Annotated in this window: 10 protein-coding genes; 5 read left to right on the top strand and 5 right to left on the bottom strand. The window is 64.4% G+C overall.

All coding sequences use genetic code 11. From position 1 onward, the window contains the following. Nucleotides 1-65: 65 nt before the first annotated feature. The 5 genes from putA to zapE form a co-directional block, all read right to left on the bottom strand. On the bottom strand, nucleotides 66-4004 hold the full coding sequence (putA, locus tag AC3B6A_RS11515) for a trifunctional transcriptional regulator/proline dehydrogenase/L-glutamate gamma-semialdehyde dehydrogenase (protein ID WP_488402848.1): 3939 nt from the start codon (nucleotides 4002-4004) through the stop codon (nucleotides 66-68). Nucleotides 4005-4443: 439 nt separating this feature from the next. Further along, complete coding sequence (locus AC3B6A_RS11510; protein WP_488402846.1) at nucleotides 4444-4764, bottom strand: DUF2025 family protein; 321 nt, start codon at nucleotides 4762-4764, stop codon at nucleotides 4444-4446. Nucleotides 4765-5055: 291 nt separating this feature from the next. Then, entirely contained in the window at nucleotides 5056-6228 is a 1173-nt protein-coding gene (ubiM, locus tag AC3B6A_RS11505) for a 5-demethoxyubiquinol-8 5-hydroxylase UbiM (protein ID WP_488402845.1), read from the bottom strand. 147 nt (nucleotides 6229-6375) lie between these two features. Continuing rightward, the gene (locus tag AC3B6A_RS11500; protein ID WP_488402843.1) at nucleotides 6376-7218 is read right to left on the bottom strand and encodes an IclR family transcriptional regulator; all 843 of its coding nucleotides are present in this window, start codon (nucleotides 7216-7218) and stop codon (nucleotides 6376-6378) included. Nucleotides 7219-7457: 239 nt separating this feature from the next. Next, nucleotides 7458-8525: a cell division protein ZapE gene (zapE, locus tag AC3B6A_RS11495; protein WP_488402841.1), complete on the bottom strand. Its 1068-nt coding sequence runs from the start codon at nucleotides 8523-8525 to the stop codon at nucleotides 7458-7460. Between the two features lie 116 nt (nucleotides 8526-8641). Between zapE and AC3B6A_RS11490 the strand changes: the two genes are divergently transcribed. The 5 genes from AC3B6A_RS11490 (at nucleotide 8642) to AC3B6A_RS11470 (ending at nucleotide 16026) form a co-directional block, all read left to right on the top strand. Continuing rightward, nucleotides 8642-9217, top strand: coding sequence for a sigma factor (locus AC3B6A_RS11490; RefSeq protein ID WP_488402839.1), 576 nt, complete (start codon nucleotides 8642-8644; stop codon nucleotides 9215-9217). Nucleotides 9218-9504: 287 nt separating this feature from the next. Then, complete coding sequence (locus AC3B6A_RS11485) at nucleotides 9505-11412, top strand: di-heme-cytochrome C peroxidase (RefSeq protein ID WP_488402838.1); 1908 nt, start codon at nucleotides 9505-9507, stop codon at nucleotides 11410-11412. A 260-nt stretch (nucleotides 11413-11672) separates the two neighbouring features. Further along, nucleotides 11673-12821: a catalase family protein gene (locus tag AC3B6A_RS11480; RefSeq protein ID WP_488402836.1), complete on the top strand. Its 1149-nt coding sequence runs from the start codon at nucleotides 11673-11675 to the stop codon at nucleotides 12819-12821. 42 nt (nucleotides 12822-12863) lie between these two features. Then, nucleotides 12864-15230, top strand: coding sequence for an AAA family ATPase (locus tag AC3B6A_RS11475; protein ID WP_488402834.1), 2367 nt, complete (start codon nucleotides 12864-12866; stop codon nucleotides 15228-15230). A 289-nt stretch (nucleotides 15231-15519) separates the two neighbouring features. Then, entirely contained in the window at nucleotides 15520-16026 is a 507-nt protein-coding gene (locus AC3B6A_RS11470; protein WP_488402833.1) for a BRO-N domain-containing protein, read from the top strand. Nucleotides 16027-16040: the final 14 nt, after the last annotated feature.

The raw sequence follows: 16040 nt of genomic DNA, 5'->3' as shown, positions 1-16040 counted from the left end.
GCCGCCGGGCGGCGGCCGGAAGCTCGCCGGGAGCGCACCCGACGGGCACGCTCCCGGCGCGGACGTCAGCCGATGGTCATCAGGCTGGCGTTGCCGCCGGCGGCGGCGGTGTTGACGCTCAGGGCGCGTTCGATCAGCAGGCGTTCCAGCGGGATGTCGGTTTCCCCGCGGTTCAGCCCGGTGACGCCGACGATGGCGCCCTTGCGCTGCGAGGCCTGCTCGCAGACCGCGCGCAGCTGGTCGGAATCGCCGTGGTGCAGGATGGCGTCGAAGGCGCTGTCGGTGGCGGCCCAGTCGGCGATCAGGTCGATGCGCGCGCGCACTTCCTTCGGCAGGCTGGTGACCAGCTCGCTCTGCGCCTGCAGGACCAGCGCGCGGCTGCCCACGGAGAGCACGGCGGCCAGTTGCGCCAGCAGGTCGGCGCGCTCCTCGGCCAGGCACAGCACGTGTTCGCGCGGCAGCAGGCTGTAGGTGTTGCGCTCGCCGGTCGGGCCGGTCAGCACCTGCACGGTGTAGCTCTGCGACAGCTCGGCGTAGCTGGCGATCAGCGCGGCCAGCGCCGGCTCGTTCTGGCCGGCCCACTGGGTCAGCGCGTCCAGCGCCTTGCTGGCTTCGGCCGGGCGGCCCACCGCCTGCGCGCCGTCGCCCTGCAGCTGCCTGGCCACCGCGTCGGTCGGACGGGTCGAGAGCAGGCGGTACAGGTACAGCGGGCCGCCGGCCTTCGGGCCGGTGCCGGACAGGCCCTCGCCGCCGAACGGCTGCACGCCGACCACGGCGCCGACCACGTTGCGGTTGACGTAGAGGTTGCCGACGTGGGCGCTCTCCACCACCTGGGCGATGGTCTCGTCGATGCGGGTGTGCACGCCCAGGGTCAGGCCGTAGCCGGAATCGTTGATCTGCTGCAGCAGCTGGTCCAGCTCGGCGCGCTGGTAGCGCACCACGTGCAGCACCGGGCCGAAGATTTCGCGCTTGAGCTCGCTGAAGCTGTCCAGCTCGATCAGGGTCGGCACGACGAAGGTGCCGCGCTTGATTTCCTCGGCGTCGACGCGGGCGCTCTGGAACACCTTGCGGCCTTTGTCGCGCAGGGTCTGGATGTGCTTGTCGATGTTGCCCTTGGCTTCCTCGTCGATCACCGGGCCGATGTCAGTGTGCAGGCGTTCCGGCGCACCGACGCGGTATTCGGCCATGGCGCCCTTGAGCATGGCGACCACGCGGTCGGCCGCGTCTTCCTGCACGCACAGCACGCGCAGCGCGGAGCAGCGCTGGCCGGCGCTGTCGAAGGCGGAGTTGACCACGTCCACCACCACCTGCTCGGCCAGCGCCGAGGAGTCGACGATCATCGCGTTGAGGCCGCCGGTCTCGGCGATCAGCGGGATGGTGCGGCCCTGGGCGTCGAGGCGGCCGGCGATGTTGCGCTGGAGGATGCCGGCCACTTCGGTGGAACCGGTGAACATCACGCCGCGCACGCGCTCGTCACCCACCAGACGGGCGCCGACGGTCTCGCCACGGCCCGGCAGCAGCTGCACGGCGCCGGCCGGCACGCCGGCTTCGAGGAGGATGCGCACGGCTTGCGCGGCGATCAGCGGGGTCTGCTCGGCCGGCTTGGCCAGCACGGTGTTGCCGGCGGCCAGGGCGGCGGCCACCTGGCCGCTGAAGATCGCCAGCGGGAAGTTCCACGGGCTGATGCACACCACCGGACCCAGCGGGCGGTGGCTGTCGTTGGCGAAGTGGGTGCTGGCCTGGGCGCCGTAGTAGCGCAGGAAGTCCACCGCCTCGCGCACTTCGGCGATGGCGTTGGCGAAGGTCTTGCCCGACTCGCGCACCAGCACGCCCATCAGCTGCTGGATCTCGGCTTCCATCAGGTCGGCGGCGCGCTGCAGGATGGCGCCGCGCTCGGCCGGCTGGGTGGACTGCCAGATCGGCGCGCTGGACAGCGCGCCGAGGATGGCGTTGTTGACGTCGGCTTCGCTGGCCTCGCGCACGTGGCCCACCACGTCGCGCAGGTCGGCCGGGTTGCGCACCGGCTGCGGCTCGCCCGGCGCGGCGTCGGCCAGGCCGAGGATCGGCGCGGCGACGTAGGCATGGTTGGTGCTCGACAGCAGCGCCGAGGACAGCGAGCCCAGGCGGTGTTCGTTGGCCAGGTCGATGCCGGCGGAGTTCAGCCGCGACTCGCCGTACAGCTCGCGCGGCAGGGCGATGCGCGGGTGCGGCAGGCCCAGGGTGCCTTCCTGCGCGGCCATCTGCTCGACCTGCAGCACCGGGTCCAGCACCAGGTCCTTGAGGGAGATGCTGTGGTCGGCGATGCGGTTGACGAAGGAGGTGTTGGCGCCGTTTTCCAGCAGGCGGCGCACGAGGTACGCCAGCAGGGTTTCATGGCTGCCCACCGGGGCGTAGATGCGGCACGGACGGTTGAACTTGCCGTCGGCGACCTTGCCCACCACCTGCTCGTAGAGCGGCTCGCCCATGCCGTGCAGGCACTGGAACTCGTACTGGCCGGGGTAGTAGTTCTGCCCGGCGAGGTTGTAGATGGCCGACAGCGAGTGGGCGTTGTGGGTGGCGAACTGCGGGTAGATGGCTTCCGGCACCGACAGCAGCTTGCGCGCGCAGGCCAGGTAGGACACGTCGGTGTACGGCTTGCGGGTGTAGACCGGGTAGCCTTCCAGGCCGTTGACCTGGGCCAGCTTGATCTCGCTGTCCCAGTAGGCGCCCTTCACGAGGCGGATCATCAGGCGGTGGCGGCTGCGCTTGGCCAGGTCGATCACGTAGTCGATCACGTACGGGCAGCGCTTCTGGTAGGCCTGGATGACGAAGCCGATGCCGTTCCAGCCGGCGAGGCTCGGCTCGAAGCACAGGCGCTCCAGCAGGTCGAGGGAGATTTCCAGGCGGTCGGCTTCCTCGGCGTCGATGTTGATGCCGATGTCGTAGTCGCGGGCCATCTTCACCAGGCCGAGCACGGTCGGGTACAGCTCGTCCATCACGCGGTCGTACTGGGCGCGGCTGTAGCGCGGGTGCAGCGCGGAGAGCTTGATCGAGATGCCCGGGCCTTCGTAGATGCCACGGCCGTGGGAGGCCTTGCCGATGGCGTGGATGGCCTGCTCGTAGGAGGCCAGGTAGTTCCGGGCGTCTTCCTCGGTCAGCGCGGCTTCGCCGAGCATGTCGTAGGAGTAGCGGAAGCCGCGGGATTCCATGGTGGCCGCGTTGGCCAGCGCCTCGGCGATGGTCTCGCCGGTGACGAACTGCTCGCCCATCAGGCGCATGGCCATGTCCACGCCCTTGCGGATCAGCGGTTCGCCGGACTTGCCGATGATGCGGTTGAGCGACGAGGACATGCCGGCCTCGTTATGCGTCGAGACCAGCTTGCCGGTGATCAGCAGGCCCCAGGAGGCCGCGTTGACGAACATCGACGGGCTCTGGCCCAGGTGTTGGCTCCAGTTGCCGTTGCTGATCTTGTCGCGGATCAGCGCGTCGCGGGTGGCCTTGTCCGGGATGCGCAGCAGCGCCTCGGCCAGGCACATCAGCGCCACGCCTTCCTGGGACGACAGGGAGAACTCCTGCAGCAAGCCCTGCACCAGGCCCTGGCGGCCGCCGGCGTTCTTCTGGTTGCGCAGCTTCTCGGCGATGCCCAGGGCCATCTTGCTGGCGGCGGCGGCCTGCTCTTTCGGCAGGCGGGCCAGGTCCAGCAGCATCGGCAGCGCCTCGGTTTCCGGACGGCGGTAGGCGCCGGTGATGGCGGCGCGCAGCACCGACTGCGGCAGGATGCTTTCGGCGAAATCGAGGAAGACCTGCAGGCCCTGCTCGCTCAGCGAGTCCACGGATTCCTCGCCCGCGGCGGCGGCCAGCCCGGAGTGCTCGGCGGGGGTCAGCCCACCCTCGACCTGTTCCAGGTACGTGAAGATCGCCTGCTTGATCAGCCAGTGCGGGGTACGGTCGAGTTGCTGGGCAGCCAGCTTGAGGCGCTCGCGGGTGGCGTCGTCGAGCTTCACGCCGAGGGTAGTGGTGGCCATGGGTCGTCCTGTTGTTAAAAGGTTGGGCCGGAAAACCGCGCAAGGTTATACCGCGAAACAACAAGGTGCAACTTGGTGCAACCACGCCTCGGAAAGCGCCTGAAGCCACGCCATCCGGCGCACCAGAGAGGTACGCCGGGACTGGCGCGGGCTCGACGATGGATCAAGCCGACAGACGGATGAGACCAAGGTATGACCCTGTCGAGAATCGGTTGCACCCCAACGCAAGGCGAACCAGGACAGCATAGGCCAGGACACGGCGGGTTGCGCTCGCCGGGACGCTTGCGCGGGCGCGCACGGAGGAAGGAGCGCGAGGGCCCCGCGCCCTGCCCTTGTCGGTCAGGCGGGGCGATCGGGCGAAGGCTGCGGCAGCCGGGAGGTGAATCGTCCCGGCGGATGCGGGGCCGACCGGCGCAACCGGCCGCCCCGCCGCGGGGAGTTACTTCAGACGCCGCTCCGCCGCGATTTCCGGCAGGTCGGTGCGGCGCAGGTAGGTGACCAGCGCTTCGCTGAAGTTGAGGCGGTCGTTGATGTTCTGCTCGGCGAGGATCTGCAGGCACTCGCGGCTCAGGGTCATGACATCGCCCGCCCGCAGCGCCCAGACGAACTCGCAGGCCGGGCGGATGCTGTCCTCGATCACGTCCATGCCGAAGGAGTCTTCGCTGAAACGCACGATGTACTTGCCGGTCTTGCGGTTGAAGCCGACGAAGCCGCAAAGGCCGTCGGCGGCGGCGCAGATGTCGCGGGAGGTGATGCCCATGTTGTCCCCTGGATCGGATTGTTCCTGTTATTGGTTACGCACGCCGCAGGCACCGCTCCGCTCTGGCGACGGCTGGATCGCATATCCCGCCCCCGGCCTCGCAACTCGTCCTGCGATACCCATCGATCTCGCGTGCCGGGCCAGCATGGGTATCGCTGCGCTCCACCCATCCTACGAACTGGATCGCATCTTTCACCCCGCCGGTGAACGGGTGGATCGCGGGCAAGCCCGCCCCCGCGATGGCGCCACTGGGGGAGGGTCTGAGCGGGAGCGAGCTTGCCCGCGAAGGCTTTACGCGCCGTGCGCCAGATGCCGCGCGATCACCTGCCGCAGCGGCGGCAGGCCCTGCGCCAGGCGCAGGCCGGCGTTGCGCAGCAGGCGCACCGGCGGACGCGGATCGGTGTACATGCCGACGATCAGCCGCGTGGCCTGGTACAGCGGCCAGGTCGCCAGGCGGTGGGCCGTGGCGTAGCGGCGCAGCGGCCAGGCGCCGCCGATGTCGCCGCCGCGCCGGTGGGTGGCCAGCACCTCGCTGGCAAGGCGCCGCTGGCTCTGCAGGCCGAAGTTGAAACCGTGGGCGGTGACCGGGTGCATGCCGACGGCGGCATCGCCGATCAGCGCGCTGCGCGGGCCGGCGAAGCGGTCGGCGAAGACGCCCACCAGCGGGTAGCTGTGGCGCGGGCCGAGCAGTTGCATCGCCCCCAGGCGGCGGTCGAAGCGCCGCTCCATCTCATGGGCGAAGGCCGCCTCGTCCAGCGCCAGCAGCGGCGCCATCTCGCGCTGCGGCAGGGTCAGCACCACCGAGGAGCGGTCGCCGTTGATCGGCAGCAGCGCGAGGGTCTGGCCGTAGCCGAACCACTCCCAGGCCACGTTGTGGTGCGGCCGCTCGTGGGCCATGCGGCAGACCATCATGGTCTTGCCGAAATCCTCCATGCTCGCGCCGATGCCGAGCATCCGCCGCGTCTCGGAGAAGCGGCTGTCGGCGGCGACCAGCAGGCGCGCGCGCACCTGGCTGTCGTCGTCGAGGGTCAGTTGCACGCCATCGCGCTCCATCCGCAGCGAGCGCAGGGCCCGGCCGCAGACCAGCGACACGTCCGGGCACTCGTGCACCGCATCGAAGGCCGCGCGGCGGATCGCCTGGTTGGGCACGAAGTAGCCCAGCTGTTCGGCGCCCGCCTGCCCCGCCTCGATGCGCAGCGCGAACAGCGACGGGCCGTTGAGCACCTGGGCATCGCGCAGCGGCGAGACGTCCTGCGGGTCGATGCGCGACCACATCCCCAGCCGCTGCAGTTCGGCGCGGGAGGCATGGGTCAGGGCGATCTCGCGGCCGTCCTCGGCCGGCTCGGCCAGGCTCGCCAGCGGCTGGCGTTCGATCAGCAGGACCGACAGGCCGTTGCCGGACAGCGAGCGGGCCAGGCACAGCCCGGCGGGGCCGGCGCCGACGATGGCGATGTCCACGTGCATGGATGACTCCTTTCGCGTTTTTGCGGGGATGGGGGCGGCTCCGGAGTCTAGGTTGGCCGCCCGGCGGTTTCGTTGCCGTGGATCAGTACCGCGCTGCGCTGGCCCTGCGGCGGCCCGGCGCATCCCCCACGAACAGCATGCCGCCGCTCAGTGGAACAGCCGCGCGCTCAGCTCGCGGCTGGCCTCCAGCAGCACCGGCAGGAAACGCGTTTCCAGCTCCTGGCGCGACACCCGCCCCACGTGGGTGCCGACGTTCAGCGCGGCCAGCACCTGGCCGGCGGAGTCTTTCAGCGGCACGGCGATGGAGCGCAGGCCGACTTCCAGTTCCTGGTCGACGATCACCCAGCCCTGCCGGCGGATTTCGCCGATGCTCGCCCGCAGCATGTCGGCGGTGTGCAGGGTGCGGCTGGTCTTCACCTGCAGGTCGGCGTGGGCCAGGTAGTCCTCCAGCGCCTCATCGTCCAGGCCGGCGAGGAGGATGCGGCCCATCGAGGTGCAGTAGGCCGGCAGCCGGCTGCCGACGCTGAGGTCCACCGAGATCAGCCGCTGCGGCGTCGCGGAGCGGGCGATGTAGAGGATTTCGTCGCCCTCCAGGGTGGCCATCGAGCAGGCCTCGTGCAGTTGCTCGCTGAGGCGGTCGAGGATCGGCTGCGCGGTGACCGCCAGCGGCGTGGACGACAGGTAGGCGTGGCCGAGGGTGAGCACCTTGGGCAGCAGCGAATAGGTGCGCCCGTCGGAGGTGACGTAGCCGAGCTTCATCAGCGTGTACAGGCAGCGGCGCACGGCGGCGCGGGGAATCTCGGTGCGGTGGCTGATCTGCGCGATGGTCAGGTGGCGCTTGCGCTCCTGGAACGCATGGATCACCGCCAGGCCGCGGGCCAGCGAGGTCATGAAGTTCGGATCGCCGGTCAACGCCTCGATGCGCTTGGCCGGCGAGGCAACGATGGGCGGCGCGAGGGACGGCTGGCTGGCGCGGGGGGAATCGGTCATTTCTGGCGTTCCTGGCAGGCGGGATTCGGGCGATTATCGATACGATTTGGCGGTTGTCGCAACAGGGGTGGGCGGTTATCGGACAGGGCAACGGGTGCCATGGAGGAGCGCGCTTTGCGCGCTGATCGCGGACAAGGTCCGCTCCTACGAAAAGCCCCCCGCGCCGATCTGCTCCCGTAGGAGCGGACCTTGTCCGCGAAGGCCAACCGCCGCGCCGTGATCGCCGGAGAAACCCACCCCTACAGCGGCTCCAACTTCAACTGCCGCAACCGACTCAAGGTCCGCGCAAAATCCACCGCCGCGCCGCCAGCAGTCAGCTCCTCCATCGAAACCCCGGCAAACAGCTGCAACCGCAACTGCCGGTCATAGGCAATGTCGATGAAGTTGAGAAAACGCATGCTCACATCCGGCGGGTAGTCCGCCAGCGGGCCAAGGCCGCTGACGGCCATGCGCGGGTAGTGCTCGATCAGCCACAAATAGTCGCTGGCCGAGCGCGGCCGCTCGAACATCTCGCTGAAGGCCAGCCAGGCGCGACGGTCGTCATGGGCGCGGACCGTCAGCGGATGATGGTTGACGCTGAGCACCTCGTCGAACCGCGCATCCTCCGCCAGCCCCAGGCGCGCGCCGATCAGCGGCAGATCGTCGGCCCGCGCCGGCCACAGGTAGCTGCCCCACTCCTCCAGCGCGCTGCTGTGCTCGCGGTAGTCGTGGCCGCCGTCCAGCGAAACCACGTCGAAGCGCCTTTCGATCAGCTCGATGGCCGGGCGGAAGCGCTCGCGGTACATCGGGTTCGGGCAGAGGTCCTGCGGCCGGTAGTTGGACGTGCAGACCAGCCCCACGCCCTCGTCGACCAGCACCTTGAGCATGCGCCCGAGCAGCATGGCGTCGCCGATGTCGTGGACGTGGAATTCGTCGAAGCACAGCAGCCGGGTCTCCCCGGCGATGGCGCGGGCCACGCGCACCAGCGGGTCGGACTGCCCGGTGATCGCCAGCATGCGCCCCTGCAATTCCTGCAGGAAGGCGTGGAAATGCACGCGGCGCTTGGCCTGGATCGGCGCGGCGGCGAAGAAGTGATCCATGACGAAGCTCTTGCCCCGCCCCACGCCGCCCCACAGGTAGACGCCGGCCACCGGCTTGCGCAGGAAGCCGTGGCGGCCGGCGAGGAAGTCGTCGAGCCAGCCGGCGAGCTGCTCCACCGCCGCCAGCTGGGCCGCGTCCGCCCGGTAGCCGCGCTCGTCGAGCGCGGCGGCGAAGTGCCGCCGGACACGGTCGGCCACCGCCTCGGTGGACGTTTCATGAAGCCGCATATCGGAAGTCAAGACGCACCGTCTCCACATCATCCCGGACGCGGATATCAAAGCGGCAAGCGAGCCCCGCGTCCACCCCGGCAGCCCGCGCGGATCGCACCGCCCGCTTCCGTAGGGTGGCGTGGAGCGCAGCGATACCCATCGATCCCCGCACTGAAAGCCCCCCAACTATCCTTGAAGAACGCACCCACGCCACGCTCGCCGCGTCACCGCCGGAGGCCGCCATCGAACCGGACGACGGGGATTTCCTCAGCCACCTGCTGGCCGAGAGCGGCGACGGCGACCTGCGCGCCTTCGCCACCCTCTACCGCTGCGCCGCCCCGCGCCTGTACCCGCTGGCGCTGCGCCTGCGGCCCCGGCAGGACGAAGCGGACGCCCTGTTCGTCGACACCTTCCTGCACATCTGGACCGACGCCGAGCGCTACCACCCCACGCGCGGCGCGGCGCTGGACTGGATGATCGCCCTGCTGCACCAGCGCGCCAACCGCCCGCCGCCCGAGCCCGGCGGCGAATCCTGGCCGGAGCTGCCGCCGCCGGACGAACTCTGGCCCAGCATCCGCGCGCACCTGCCCGACGACGAGGACGACAGCCAGACCCTGCGCTGGCCGATGATCATCGCCTGCCTGGTCGGCGTGTTGATCGGCGTGCTGCTCAGCCTCAGCCTGCTGCTCGACCTGCGCCCGGCTCCCTAGGCGCTCGCCTCAAGACGGACGATGGGTATCGCTGCGCTCCACGCCATCCTACGAACGTGCTCCCCCCGGCCTGGGCACCGCGGGCCACACCGCGCCGAAGCCCCGTAGGATGGGTGGAGCGCAGCGATACCCATGCCGCCGCCCCAAAACCTGCGCCCGACCATCGCCACCAAAATCCGCCCCGCCTCCCCACAAACCCCTGAACTCCGTGCGGCATCATCTTGCCAATCCGCTACGCAGTTGGCATAAACGTCCGAATCTCTCGCACACATAACAAGGAAGTTTCGATGCGCATTGTCAGACGCGTCCTGCTTGCAGTCCTGTTGCTGCTTCTGTTGGTCGGCGCCGTCGTCGGCTGGTACACCGCCCATCCCGACCTGCCGCAGTACACGCCGCCGGAGAAGATGATCCACCTCGACCAGTGGAGCCCGGCGGACCGCCAGACCTACTACTACACGCCCCAGGGCACCCAGGTGAAAGGCCTGCGCTACGACTGGTTCACCCACCTCGAACAGCCCTTCTCCAGCGACAGGTTCGCCAACCCCGCGAACCTCGCGCGCTTCGGCTTCCTCATCGAGCCCGAGCAGATCGGCCGCGACGCCGACGACTCCCAGGCCGCCAACCCGGCCAACCCCGGCAACCTGCCGGTCGGCTTCGCCCGCCACCAGGACGGCGAGAGCGGCGCCTGGTACCTGGACATCACCTGTTCCGCCTGCCACACCGGCGAGCTGCGCTACAAAGGTACCGCCGTGCGCATCGACGGCGGCGCGGCGATGCACTCCATCGCCTCCACCGTACCCACCCTGCGCGGCGGCGCCTTCGGCCAGGCGCTGGGCGCCAGCCTCGCGGCCACCTACTACGTGCCGTGGAAGTTCGACCGCTTCGCCAAGGGCGTGCTCGGCACGCGCTATCCCAAGGGCAAGGCCGAACTCCGCCGCGACGTGCGCAACGTCCTCGGCACCCTGGTCTCCACCGCCTGGAACGACACCCACCGCGGCCTCTACCCGACCCTCGAAGGCCCCGGCCGCGCCGACGCCTTCGGGCGCATCGCCAACGGCGTGTTCGGCGACGCCATCGACCCGGCCAACTACCGCGTGGCCAACGCCCCGGTGAACTACCCGCAGGTCTGGGACATCTGGAAATTCGACTGGGTGCAGTGGAACGGCTCGGCCATGCAGCCCATGGCCCGCAACATCGGTGAAGCCCTCGGCGTGGGCGCCACCCTGCGCCTGTTCGACAGCGGCGGCGCACCGGCGCAGGGCGACCAGCGCTACGCCTCCAGCGTGCGCCTGCGCGACCTCTACACCGTCGAGGAAACCCTCAAGCACCTGAAACCGCCGACCTGGCCGAAGGACGTCTTCGGCGAGATCGACCTGGCGAAAGCCTCCCAGGGCCGCGCGCTGTTCCAAGCCAACTGCGTCTACTGCCACGGCCCGCACGTCAAGGAGCCGGGCGCCCAGGACTACATCGCCCCGGCGCGCGTGCCCGAGTGGCGCATGAAGCTGGTGCCCACCAGCGAGATCGGCACCGACCCGAGCACCGTCGACAACATCGCCGACCACACCTTCGACATCCGCGCGCTGAAGCTGAAAGTCGATGAACTGAAAGGCATGGACGTCCACCTCTACCCGCAGAGCGACCAGCCGCTGGACCTGTCGAAAATCTCCGCCGCCAAGGGCCTGGCCTACGTCACCGCCTTCGTCGAACAGCGCGCCTACCGCGACGCCCACATCGGCCCCGAACAGCAACAGGCCATGAACGGCTACGGCCTGCCCATCGGCGTACAGGAACTGCGCGCCTACAAGGCCCGCCCGCTGGACGGCATCTGGGCCACCCCGCCCTTCCTGCACAACGGCTCGGTGCCCAACCTGTTCCAGCTGCTCTCCCCGGTGGCCGAGCGCGACAACCAGTTCTGGGTCGGCAGCTTCGAGTACGACCCGAAATACGCCGGCTACCGCACCGAACGCTTCCCCGGCGGCTTCCTGTTCAAGACCAGCGTCACCGGCAACGGCAACGCCGGCCACGAATTCCGCGACGGCTGCCGCAAGGACGGCGCCATCGGCCGCGCGCTCTCCCCGGAGGAACGCTGGGCGCTGGTGGAATACCTGAAGGTGCTCGGCAACCCCGAGTACGAAAACCGGCTCGCCCCGAACGTCCCCACCCCACCGTGGACGCCCGGACCGAAGTGCGAATAAGGCCCGAGCCGTCGGGAGCGAGGCACATTGCCGCTTTCGTAGGAGCGGATCTTATCCGCGATCCGGCCGGCAGGCCGGAATCACCCATTGCACCGCTATCGCGGTGATCGCGGAGAAGCTCCGCTCCTACACGAGCAAAAGCCCCGTTCCCTGGGCTTCACAGCCACAAAAGCAGTCCCCTCTCCACCAGGAGAGAGGGCCACAAAGAGGAAAGCCCCCGCGCTCCCCTCCATAAAAAGAACACGAAAGGACCCCGTGCCATGCAGTCCCTGCTCACCCGCTTCTGGCTCTTCCTCGGCAAATGTCTCGGCCGCCTGCTGCTCGGGATCCTCGTCATCGGCCTGCTCGGCTGGGGCGCCGGCAGCCTCTACTACGCCTGGAAATTCTCCGGCCCCGTCTCCGCCCAGGAAGAAATCCCGCCGGGCGAAGCCCAGCTCAGCCAGGCCATCATCGAAGACGCCCTGCGCATCATCGAGCAGCACCGCGACAACACCCGCGTCCTGCGTGACGCCCACGCCAAGGCCCACGGCTGCGTGAAGGCCCAGGTCACCGTCGCCAGCGACCTCGCCCCCGGCCTGCGCCAGGGCGTGTTCGCCGAGCCCGGCCACAAGTGGGAAGCGATGGTCCGCTTCTCCAACGGCAACGCCTACCCACAGTTCGACAGCGCCCGCGACGCCCGCGGCATGGCCATCAAACTGCTCGACGTGCCCGGCGCCAAGCTGATGCCCGGCAAAGGCCACGACACCGAGCAGGACTTCGTCATGTTCAACCACCCGGTGTTCTTCGTCCGCGACGTCGCCGAATACCGGCAGAACTTCGCAGCGCAAGCCAGCGGCCAGAAAGTCGCCGCCTTCTTCCCCAGCTGGAAGCCCAGCACCTGGGAAATCCGCCACCTGATCATCGCCCTGCAGACCCTCGCCCCCGCCCCCGACAGCCCGCTCCAGGCCGGCTACAACGGCATCGCCCCCTACAAGCTCGGCGAGGCGAACAACATCAAATACCGCGTCGTCCCGACCACCGAAGGCTGCCCGGCCTACCCGCTACCCAAGCTCAACGAAAAGCTCCCCAACTTCCTGCGCACCGCCCTGTACCAGCAACTCTCGGTCGACCGCGTACCCGCCTGCTTCGCCCTGCAAGTGCAGAAACAGGACCCGAGCAAATACATGCCCATCGAAGACACCAGCGTCGAATGGAGCGAGAAGGACGCCCCCTTCCAGACCGTCGCCACCGTCAGCATCCCCGCCCAGGACTTCGACAGCCGCGAGCAGAACCTCATGTGCGACAACCTCTCCTTCAACCCCTGGCACGCATTGCCCGAGCACCAGCCGATTGGCGGGATCAACCGGCTGAGGAAGGCGGTTTATGAGGCGGTGAGTGTTTATCGGCATCAGAGGAATGGGGCGTTTTAAACAGGGGAAACCTCCCAGTCGATATCTGAAAAGGAGTTACCAATGCTAAGGAAAATATCATCCATAAATAACGTTGGAATATTTAAGAAATTCAACTGGGACACCACAACCAAAGAACAAAATGGCCACGCAGCCACATTCCAGCGAATTAACATTATTTATGGAAGAAACTATTCCGGGAAAACTACAATATCCCGTATTTTTCGCGCACTTGAAACCGGCACAATATCAGAAAAATACATTAACCCCAGCTTTGAAATCGAAGATGATAGCGGAAAAAAAATAACCCTAACCTCCATCGACAAACCATTAGTCAGAGTTTTCAACGAAGACTTCACCAGAGAAAATTTAAAATTTATAGCCAATCCCGAGGAATGCATAAACTCCTTTGCAATCTTAGGAGAAGACAACAATAGAATCCAAGAAGAAATCCAGAACCTTGAAACAACCTTAGGCTCCGAAGAGTTAAAATCCGGAGAGATATTCAAGCTTAAGGAAGCCGAATCCTCGCTTCACAATCGCCAAGAGAGCACAAAAAGAGCCAAAACGGCCCTTGAAAGAAGACTGACTGAAAAAGCAAATTCGAAAGAATTTGGAATAAAGCATAATAAAATCTACGGAAATGCCACATACAACATCACAAAACTACAGTCAGACATCCAAACCATCCACATAGAAAAACCGACCCCATTAACACCCGAACAGGACAGCGAATTACGGAATCTACTGAAGGAAGACGGAAAAAACCATATTCAAATAATTGACATCCCCACACCAGGCATATCAAAACTCCTACCCACCATTAATGAGGAAATCAGCAGATCCATCACAATATCCGACCCAATAAATGACTTATTAACCGACACACTTTTGGAAACCTGGGTCCGCGACGGCAGAAAAATACATGAAGGCAAAAGAACAAAATGCGGATTTTGCGGATCGCCCCTCCCGCTAGATCTTTGGGAAAAACTTGATGCACATTTCAGCAAAGAATCAGAAAGTCTGAGATCCAGCCTAGAAATATCTATTAAATCTCTCGACCACGAGATAGAGAACTTCAAATCGATAAAGAAAATTGATCAATCTCAATTTTATTCAATCTTCCACAAAGACCTAAACACTCAGGAACAAAGCCTACAAGATTTAAGCTCAATCTATATAAGCGACCTAGAATCCATAAAAAAAGTCGCACTCAAAAGACTTGCCAGCATATCCCTCCCACTTGAAAAACTATCAACCCCAAATACGCAAAAAATCGAAACCGCTATAGAAGAAATCAAGTCGCTAATCGGAAAGTCTAATAAATTCACCGCAGAGCTAGAAGAAAGACAATCTCAAGCCAAAACATCACTCCGAATTAATGACATACAAACCTTCCTTCTAGAAATAGACTACCTCTCAGCAGAAACTGAAATTGTTTCTCTAGAGAAAAGCGAAAAAGAAGCAACTGAAAGCCTTCGAAATATTCGCGCCAATGTTTCAGAAATAAACTCAGAAATAAGATCCCTGAAATCTCAACTTAAAGACGAATCAAAAGGAGCCGAACAGGTCAACAATTATTTGACAAACTTTTTCGGCCACAAACATTTGACACTATCCCCAATAGCAACGGAGCATGGATATAACTTCGAAGTAATACGAGATAATGCCAAGGCGCACAATCTAAGCGAAGGCGAATGCAGCCTCATTGCATTCTGCTACTTCATGGCAAAACTAAACGACATCGACACCAAGAACCAGAAACCCATAATATATATTGACGACCCAATCTCAAGCCTAGACAGCAATCATATTTTCTTTATTTTCAGCATCATAAACTCCGAAATTCTAATAAACGACAACAACTCCCAGCTATTTATATCAACCCACAATCTAGACTTCCTAAAATACCTAAAGCGCCTCAGCTCTAAAAACTCCGCCGGCGCTGACCTAGAAAAGAAATATTTCATAACCGAGCGCACTGATGAAACCAGCAACATTAGAGTCATGCCAAAATACCTGAAGGAGTACGTGACCGAATTTAACTATCTATTTCACCAAATATTCAAATGCGCCAATGCCACGCATACTGACCCAGACTACGATCATGAGTGCTATTACAATTACGGGAACAACGCCAGAAAATTTCTCGAGGTCTTCCTTTACTTCAAATATCCCGACGCGATAAACAACGACAGCGCCAAACTAAAGAAGTTCTTTGGAAACAACATCCAAGCAACCACGCTTACCGAGCGCATCAACAATGAATTTTCGCACCTAGCTGGAGTATTTGAAAGAAGTATCAATCCAGTTGATATCCCGGAGATGCGAAGCTCAGCTCAATTCATCCTAAACACTATAAAAGCAAAAGACCCAGATCAGTACGCAGCACTTCTCCTTAGCATTGGAAATCCAACACCATCTTTCTGAAATCAATAGCTTGACCAAAATAAACAAGATAAATAACCTTCTCCCGCCCCGTGAAAGCGACGGGGCCGGGATTAGCAGCCCGAAAACCCCAAAGACTCGGTAATGCCATGGCATTTCCCGACGATTGTGTTCGTCTGGAGTTAGCCATTTATGGCGGCCGCACAGGGAGACCTTCGGGTCTGCCGATGTCTTTGGGGATCGGTACTGCTAACCCCGTGCGGCTCGCCTCCATTACCGATTAGCAGCGGCCGGTGGCGACTTCTTGGACTCTCCCCAAAGGATTACCACCATGGACGATTCATCCCTCCCAACCCCACTCCCCTTCCTCCGCAACCGCCGCACCCTGCGCGCACTCCTGATCGACGATCAGGTCTGGTTCATCCTCTCCGATTTCTGCCGCGTGGCGGGTTACCCGCATGTGGAGCGCATGGCCATGCGCATGGCGGATGACCAGATTCGCAACGCGCGGCTGCTGACCGAGGACGGCCTGGAGCTCGATTACCTGCTGGTGAGCGAATCCGGCGTGTACCAGGCGCTGGTGCTGTTCAACGTACCGGACTACGGCTCGCTGCGGCGCTGGATCAGCGGCACGGTGGTGCCTCAGGTGCGCAGCCAGTTCAACGCCGCCGGCCCGCGCCATGTGCAGCTGCAATTCGAGCGGCAATGCCTGCGGGTGCTGGATTGGCAGGACGATCTCTGGGTGAGCTTCGGCGACCTGCCGCGTGTGCTTGGCGGTCATTCGCCCATTGCCGGGCGCAGCGGTTGGCGTGGTTGGGCGAGGCGGTTGCGGGTGTAGGGCGCATGGCGCGG

The organism is Pseudomonas sp. B12(2026) (assembly GCF_057767015.1).
The sequence above is the reverse complement of the archived record's forward strand: the minus strand, read 5'-3'. Positions and strand labels throughout refer to the sequence as shown.

Coding starts and splice junctions, on each gene's coding strand:
- AC3B6A_RS11510 (WP_488402846.1), bottom strand. CDS start 4,764: ATGGGCATCACCTCCCGCGACATCTGCGCCGCCGCCGACGGCCTTTGC.
- putA (WP_488402848.1), bottom strand. CDS start 4,004: ATGGCCACCACTACCCTCGGCGTGAAGCTCGACGACGCCACCCGCGAG.
- ubiM (WP_488402845.1), bottom strand. CDS start 6,228: ATGCACGTGGACATCGCCATCGTCGGCGCCGGCCCCGCCGGGCTGTGC.
- AC3B6A_RS11485 (WP_488402838.1), top strand. CDS start 9,505: ATGCGCATTGTCAGACGCGTCCTGCTTGCAGTCCTGTTGCTGCTTCTG.
- AC3B6A_RS11500 (WP_488402843.1), bottom strand. CDS start 7,218: ATGACCGATTCCCCCCGCGCCAGCCAGCCGTCCCTCGCGCCGCCCATC.
- AC3B6A_RS11480 (WP_488402836.1), top strand. CDS start 11,673: ATGCAGTCCCTGCTCACCCGCTTCTGGCTCTTCCTCGGCAAATGTCTC.
- AC3B6A_RS11470 (WP_488402833.1), top strand. CDS start 15,520: ATGGACGATTCATCCCTCCCAACCCCACTCCCCTTCCTCCGCAACCGC.
- AC3B6A_RS11475 (WP_488402834.1), top strand. CDS start 12,864: ATGCTAAGGAAAATATCATCCATAAATAACGTTGGAATATTTAAGAAA.
- zapE (WP_488402841.1), bottom strand. CDS start 8,525: ATGCGGCTTCATGAAACGTCCACCGAGGCGGTGGCCGACCGTGTCCGG.